The sequence below is a fragment of the Microbacterium sp. ISL-103 genome (assembly GCF_018613995.1).
Lineage (GTDB): Bacteria > Actinomycetota > Actinomycetes > Actinomycetales > Microbacteriaceae > Microbacterium.
Map to the genome: position 1 here is coordinate 1 of NZ_JAGGPD010000134.1, position 6404 is coordinate 6404.

A 6404-nucleotide genomic window follows, 5' to 3' on the forward strand; every position below is an offset into this window, starting at 1 on the left:
ACGGGGGCACCGGAAAAGCGGCGCGCAGCTGGGAGGCGTACGACGCGAGCGTCCGAACCCTCGACGAGCTCGAGCCCGACGAGACCCTGCTCGTGCAGTCGGGCAAACCGGTCGGGGTCTTCCGCACACATGAGTGGGCACCGCGCGTGCTCATCGCGAACTCGAACCTCGTGGGCGACTGGGCGAACTGGCCCGAGTTCCGTCGTCTCGAAGAGCTGGGCCGCATCATGTACGGCCAGATGACCGGCGGGTCGGGGATCTACATCGGCACCCAGGGCATTCTGCAGGGAACCTACGAGACCTTCTCGGCCGTCGCCCGATCCCTCGGGCGGGACTCGCTCAAGGGAACGCTGACTCTCACCGGCGGCGCCGGCGGCATGGGCGGCGCGCAGCCGCTGGCCGTCACGCGCAACGACGGCGCCGTGCTGATCGTCGACGTCGACGAGTCGCGCCTCGCACGACGCGTCGAGCACGGTTACCTCGACGAGTACACGACCGACCTCGACGCCGCCATCGCGCGGGTCGTCGCAGCGAAAGAAGAGGGCGAGGCTCTGTCGGTGGGCGTCGTCGGCAATGCCGCCGAGGTCTTCCCCGAGCTGCTGCGCCGGGGCGTGCCGATCGACATCGTCACCGACCAGACCAGCGCGCACGATCCGCTCGCCTACCTGCCCGTGGGCATCTCGGTCGCCGACTGGAAGGCCGAGGCCGAGCGGGATGCCGAGGAGTTCACTCGCCGTTCCCGCGAGTCGATGGCGCAGCAGGTGGCCGCGATGGTGGCGTTCCAGGATGCAGGGGCTGCGGTCTTCGACTACGGCAACTCGATCCGCGCCGAGGCGCAGCTGGGCGGATTCGACCGCGCGTTCGAATTCCCCGGGTTCGTACCGGCCTACATCCGCCCGCAGTTCGAAGAGGGCCGCGGGCCCTTCCGCTGGGCCGCGCTCTCGGGCGACCCCGAAGACATCTACAAGACCGACCGCGCGATCGCCGAGCTCTTCCCCGAAGACAGGGCTCTGCACCGCTGGCTCGAGAAGGCGGGAGAGAAGGTGCACTTCGAGGGGCTGCCCGCCCGCATCTGCTGGCTCGGGTACAAGGAGCGCCACCTCGCCGGCCTCAAGTTCAACGAGATGGTCGCCTCGGGCGAACTGGCTGCCCCGATCGTGATCGGCCGCGATCACCTCGACTCGGGTTCGGTCGCCTCCCCCTACCGCGAGACCGAGGCCATGAAAGACGGCTCCGACGCCATCGCCGACTGGCCCCTGCTGAACGCGCTGCTCAACACGGCATCCGGGGCCTCGTGGGTGTCGCTGCACCACGGCGGCGGGGTCGGAATCGGACGCTCGATCCATGCGGGCCAGGTCACGGTCGCCGACGGCACGGCGCTCGCCGCCGAGAAGCTCGAGCGCGTGCTCACCAATGATCCCGGCACCGGCGTGATGCGTCACGTCGACGCCGGATACGAGCACGCTCGCGACATCGCCCGCGAGCGCGGCCTGAAGGTGCCGATGCTGTGAGCACCTCGCTGATCACGAACATCGGAGAGCTGACGACGAACGTCGGTTCGCCGGAGGGCGACCGCTCCGGCACGATGCACGACGCCGCCGTGCTCATCGACGGCGGGCGGATCGCCTGGGTCGGATCCGTCGCCGATGCACCGGATCATGCTCCCGATGCCGACGAGATCATCGACGCGGGTGGTCGCGCGGTCATCCCCGGGTTCGTCGACAGTCACAGCCACCTCGTGTTCGGCGGGGATCGCGCCGCGGAGTTCGAGGCGCGGATGGCGGGGCAGAAGTACGCGGCCGGCGGCATCCGCTCGACCGTGGCCGCGACGCGAGCGGCGAGCGACGACGAGCTGCGCACGCGCCTGCGCGGATTCATCGACGAGATGCTCGCGCAGGGCACCACGACGGTCGAGATCAAGAGCGGGTACGGGCTGAGCGTCGCGGATGAAGAGCGCCTCGTGCGGCTCGCCGCCGAGGTCACACCCGAGGTCACGTTCCTCGGTGCGCATGTGGTGCCGGCCGAGTACGCCGACCGTGCCGACGAGTACGTCGACCTGGTCACCGGGGCGATGCTCGACGCGTGTGCTCCGTATGCGAAGTGGATCGACGTGTTCTGCGAGACCGGGGCGTTCTCGGTCGACCAGTCGCGGCGGGTGCTCGAGGCCGGCATCGCGAGGGGCCTGGCGCCCCGTGTGCACGCGAGTCAGCTGGGCCCCGGCGACGGGGTGCGTCTCGCGGTCGAGCTCGGTGCGGCATCGATAGACCACGGAACCTACCTGACGGATGCTGATGTCGAGGCGCTCGCCGCCTCCGACACCGTGCTCACGCTGCTGCCGGGAGTGGAGTTCTCGACCCGGCAGCCGTACCCCGACGCGCGCCGACTCATCGACGCGGGGGTCACGGTGGCGCTCGCCTGCGACACGAACCCGGGATCCAGCTTCACGTCATCCATGCCGTTCTGCATCGCGATCGCCGTGCGCGACATGGGCATGACGCCTGCCGAGGCGGTGTGGGCGGCGACGGCCGGGGGAGCCCTGGCCCTGCGCCGCGACGACGTCGGTGCGATCACGCCCGGAGCACGGGCCGACCTCGTGCTGTTGAAGGCCCCCACGCGCATCCATCTCGCGTATCGACCGGGAGTGCCGCTCGTCGAACGGGTGTGGAAAGACGGCGTCGCGGTCTTCGCGGCGTCCGGAACGGCACCCGGAACGGCACCCGGATCGGCCACGGGAACGGATGATCATGGCTCTCTCTCACGATGACCTCTGGCCGCGCGCGGGGTCTTGGCCCGCGTTCCGCGCGGGCGACGATGCGGATGCGGTGCTGCTCGGCGGTCCGACCCGGCGCACGTCGCTCTCGCCGACCGGCGCCCATGCGACGCCCGCCGCGATCCGAGATGCGCCCACGCGCTACAGCCCGACGCTGATGGGCCCGCCGGTCGTCGACCTCGCTGAGGTGCTGCGCGTGCTCGACGCCGGTGACGTCGTCGAGCCCGACGGCGATGACGGCATCGCCACGACCGTGGCCCGGGTGCACGAGCTCGCCGACACCACGCGCCTCGTCGTCGCTCTCGGCGGCGACAATGCCCTGACCTACCCGGTCGCGCGCGGCGCCGGAGCCACCGGGCTGATCACGATCGATGCCCACTTCGACCTGCGCGACGGGGTGTCGAACGGCTCGCCCGTGCGGCGGCTGATCGAGGATGCGCCCGACGGCGAGCGCATCGACCCCTCGAGGATCGTCCAGATCGGCATCGCGGACTTCGCGAACTCCGCGGCCTACGCCGCACGGGCTGCCGAGTGGGGCATCCGGGTGATCACCATCGACGAGGTCCGTCGCCGCGGCATCGACGATGTCGTCGCCGAGGCGACCCGAATCGCGGGAGCGGGTGCCGCAGCCCGCATCCACCTCGATGTCGACGTCGATGCGGCCGACCGTGCCGCGGCGCCCGGCTGCCCGGCATCCGTTCCCGGCGGGTTCGCCGCGGGGGAACTGCGCGCACTCGTCCGGTCGATCGTCGCGGATCCGCGCGTCGTGAGTGCCGACATCGCCGAGGTCGACGCGAGCGCCGACACCGATGACATGCGCACTGTCAGGCTCGCGGCGCTCTGCGTGCTCGAGATGCTCGCGGCACTCGCCACCCGCTGACGCCCGGAACGGAAGCTCTACCCGGAGGGGAAGCGGGGATCGCGCGCGTAGTCCTGTCTGCGAAGGTCGAGCGCCGCCGCAACCTGTTCGGGCGCATCGTCGCCGACGAGCACTCGAAGACGCCGGTCGTCGGCGACGGCGACGTGCGCGAGGATGGCGGCTGCAGCATCCGCCGGTGTCGTGCCGCCGCTCGAGTCGCCCTCGGGCCACGGAACCTCGGCTGTGCCGAACAACTCGGTGCGCTGATCGTCGTAGCAGGCGGAGGGGGCGCTGAACCGCATGCTCGAGCCTGCCCACTCGGTATCGAGCGCGCCCGGTTCGATCAGAGAGACGCGGATGCCGAATCTGCGGACCTCCGCGGCCATGGCCTCGCTGAACGCCTCCAGCCCCCACTTCGTGGAGTTGTAGAGTCCGAGCATCGGCATCGTGCCGACCGCCCCGACCGTGGAGATCTGCACGATGTGCCCGCCACCCTGACCGCGCATGATCGGGATGACTGCCTGGCTGAGCCAGAGCGGACCGAGCAGATTCGTGTCGATGATCGCACGGACGTCTTCTTCTGACGCCTCCTCGACGGCGCCGATCAGCCCGTAGCCCGCATTGTTCACGAGCACATCGATCCGCCCGAGAGACTCGGCGGCGCGCTCGACGGTCCGTCGTGCCGCCTCGCGGTCCCGGACGTCGAGGTGCATGACCGACAGGCGGTCGTGCTCGGGCAGAGCGTGCTCGCCCCGGACTGTTGCGACGACCATGTGCCCTGCTTCTAGTGCGGCATCGGTGAGTGTTCGTCCGAGGCCCCGGTTCGCTCCGGTGATCATCCATGTCTGCGATGAGGTCATGAGGCGATGGTACTTCTCACGCGAGCAGTGACGTGGGTGCGCAGAGACAGGGGGCGTCAGACCCCGGGAATCAGCAGGTGGGCGATCGTGAAGATCGCAAGACCCGCCAGCGCGCCGACGAACGTGCCGTTCAGGCGGATGTACTGCAGATCGCGACCGACCATGAGCTCGATCTTCTCGGTGGTCTCGACCGGGTCCCAGCGCTCGACGGTGTCGGTGATGATCGACGCGATGTCATGGCGGTAGCGGTCGACGACGAACACCGCGGCATCCGACACCCAGGTGTCGACACGGTGCTGCAGCGCGGCATCGGTCGTCAGTCGCTCGCCGATCTCCTGCAGAGCCTGAGCCGCGCGCACCCGGAGGCCGCTCTCGGGGTCGGCGAGGGCAGTGAGCAGACCCGCCTTGGCCGTGTTCCACGCCTCGGCGGCGAGGGCGCCCACGCGCGGGCTGTCGAACAGTGACGCTTTGGCGTTCTCGAGCTTCGCCCTGGTCGCCGGGTCGTTCTGCAGGCTGTCGGCCAGGCGGGCGAGGTACCCGTCGACGGCGATGCGGGCCGGATGCTTCGGATCGGCCTGCACGGCGCGCACGAACTTGACCGCCTCGTTGTAGGCGGTGTCGTCGACGAACCGATGGGCGAGCTTCGGCACCCACCCGGGGAGCCTGCGCGAGATGAGCCCCGAGAACGACTCGGCGTTCGCATCGAGCCAGCGGGCGATGCTCTCGGCGGCGAGGTCGACCGCGCCGTGGTGGGCGTCAGCCTCGACGATCTTCTCGAGCCAGGCGCCCGCGGGCGGACCCCACTCGGGCGACACGAGGTGCTCGCGGGCGAGGTCGGTGATGAGGTCGCGCACGTCGTCGTCACTGAGGGCGTTGAGCACGGCGGTCGCGATCGTCGCTCCTTCGGCGCCCACCCGCTCGGCGTGGGCCGGCTCGCGCAGCCACTCGCCGGCGCGCTTCGCGATGGCGGTGCTCGCGAGCTTGGTGCGCACGACGCTCGCCTCGAGGAAGTTCGTCTCGACGAACTCGCCGAGCGTGCGTCCGATCTCGTCTTTGCGGTTCGGGATGATCGCGGTGTGCGGAATGGGCAGACCCAGCGGCCTGCGGAAGAGCGCGGTCACGGCGAACCAGTCGGCGAGTGCGCCGACCATGCCGCCCTCGGCTGCCGCGCGCACATAGCCGAGCCACGGCTGCCGCTCCTGGAACGCGAACGCGATCACGAACACGATCGCCATGAAGATCAGCGCCCCGAGGGCCACCGCCTTCATCCGTCGAAGAGCGCGAAGTCGTACCTGGTCTGCGGGCGACAGGAGCGCCATCGGGGTTCGCGGCATGACGTCATCCTTTCACGCGGGATACCCTCGAAGCGTGATCGAAGACATCAAGAAGCGTGCACTGCACCGCACCAGCATCCTCGAGGGTCAGATGCGCGGAGTCGCGCGGATGATCGAGAACGAGGAGTACTGCATGGACATCATCACGCAGTCCCGCGCGATCCAGCGTTCACTGGAGTCACTCAACCGCCTGCTGCTCGAGAATCATCTGCGCACCCACGTGACGCACATGTTCGAGGAGGGTGGGGAGGAGCGCGACAAGGCTGTCGCCGAGCTGCTCAAGGCGTTCGACTTCGACCGCAAGTAGGGTTTGGCCGGTCGCGCTCCTCTCGGGTCACCGCTTTCCGTCGAAGACCTCGCCCTCCATGGCGTCGTAGCCCTCGGCCTGCGGGTCTCCGTGAGATCCGCCCGACAGCGCGTACTCCTCTTCGGGGGAGAGGATGAGGCGGTGCCGGAAGAACAGTCCGAACCCGAGCAGGATGACGGCATAGACGATCGCGATCGCGATGATCGCCGGGCCGACCGTCGGGTTCAGCGGGAAGCCGACGAAGATCAGTGCGGCGAGCACGAGGGCGATGACC

6 protein-coding genes and 1 pseudogene are annotated in these 6404 nt (G+C 69.6%); 4 read left to right on the plus strand and 3 right to left on the minus strand.

Annotated elements, in window-relative coordinates; translation table 11 throughout:
- From hutU to J7E68_RS05785, 3 genes are all read left to right on the plus strand, one after another.
- Window positions 1-1511: urocanate hydratase (gene hutU / locus J7E68_RS05775; RefSeq protein WP_215170698.1), on the plus strand; the 1511-nt coding region annotated here is incomplete at its 5' end.
- Entirely contained in the window at window positions 1508-2764 is a 1257-nt protein-coding gene (gene hutI / locus J7E68_RS05780; protein WP_215170700.1) for an imidazolonepropionase, read from the plus strand. The genes hutU and hutI, both read left to right, overlap by 4 nt.
- Window positions 2739-3650 (plus strand): arginase family protein, encoded by a 912-nt coding sequence (locus J7E68_RS05785; protein WP_215170702.1) that lies wholly within the window; start codon window positions 2739-2741, stop codon window positions 3648-3650. Before hutI ends, J7E68_RS05785 begins: the two co-directional genes overlap by 26 nt.
- A 17-nt stretch (window positions 3651-3667) precedes the next feature.
- Here J7E68_RS05785 and J7E68_RS05790 read toward each other — a convergent pair whose 3' ends face one another.
- Together J7E68_RS05790 and J7E68_RS05795 are read right to left on the minus strand one after the other, a co-directional pair.
- Window positions 3668-4489, minus strand: coding sequence for an SDR family NAD(P)-dependent oxidoreductase (locus J7E68_RS05790; RefSeq protein ID WP_251048687.1), 822 nt, complete (start codon window positions 4487-4489; stop codon window positions 3668-3670).
- A 56-nt stretch (window positions 4490-4545) separates the two neighbouring features.
- The gene (locus tag J7E68_RS05795; RefSeq protein ID WP_215170704.1) at window positions 4546-5823 is read right to left on the minus strand and encodes a DUF445 family protein; all 1278 of its coding nucleotides are present in this window, start codon (window positions 5821-5823) and stop codon (window positions 4546-4548) included.
- Window positions 5824-5857: 34 nt separating this feature from the next.
- On the opposite strand from J7E68_RS05795, the gene J7E68_RS05800 reads away from it, so the two are divergent.
- A complete protein-coding gene (locus J7E68_RS05800; RefSeq protein ID WP_215170706.1) occupies window positions 5858-6130 on the plus strand; it encodes a metal-sensitive transcriptional regulator in 273 nt (90 codons plus the stop codon).
- Between the two features lie 27 nt (window positions 6131-6157).
- Here J7E68_RS05800 and J7E68_RS05805 read toward each other — a convergent pair.
- A pseudogene (locus J7E68_RS05805) lies at window positions 6158-6404 on the minus strand (amino acid ABC transporter permease); the annotation flags it as partial.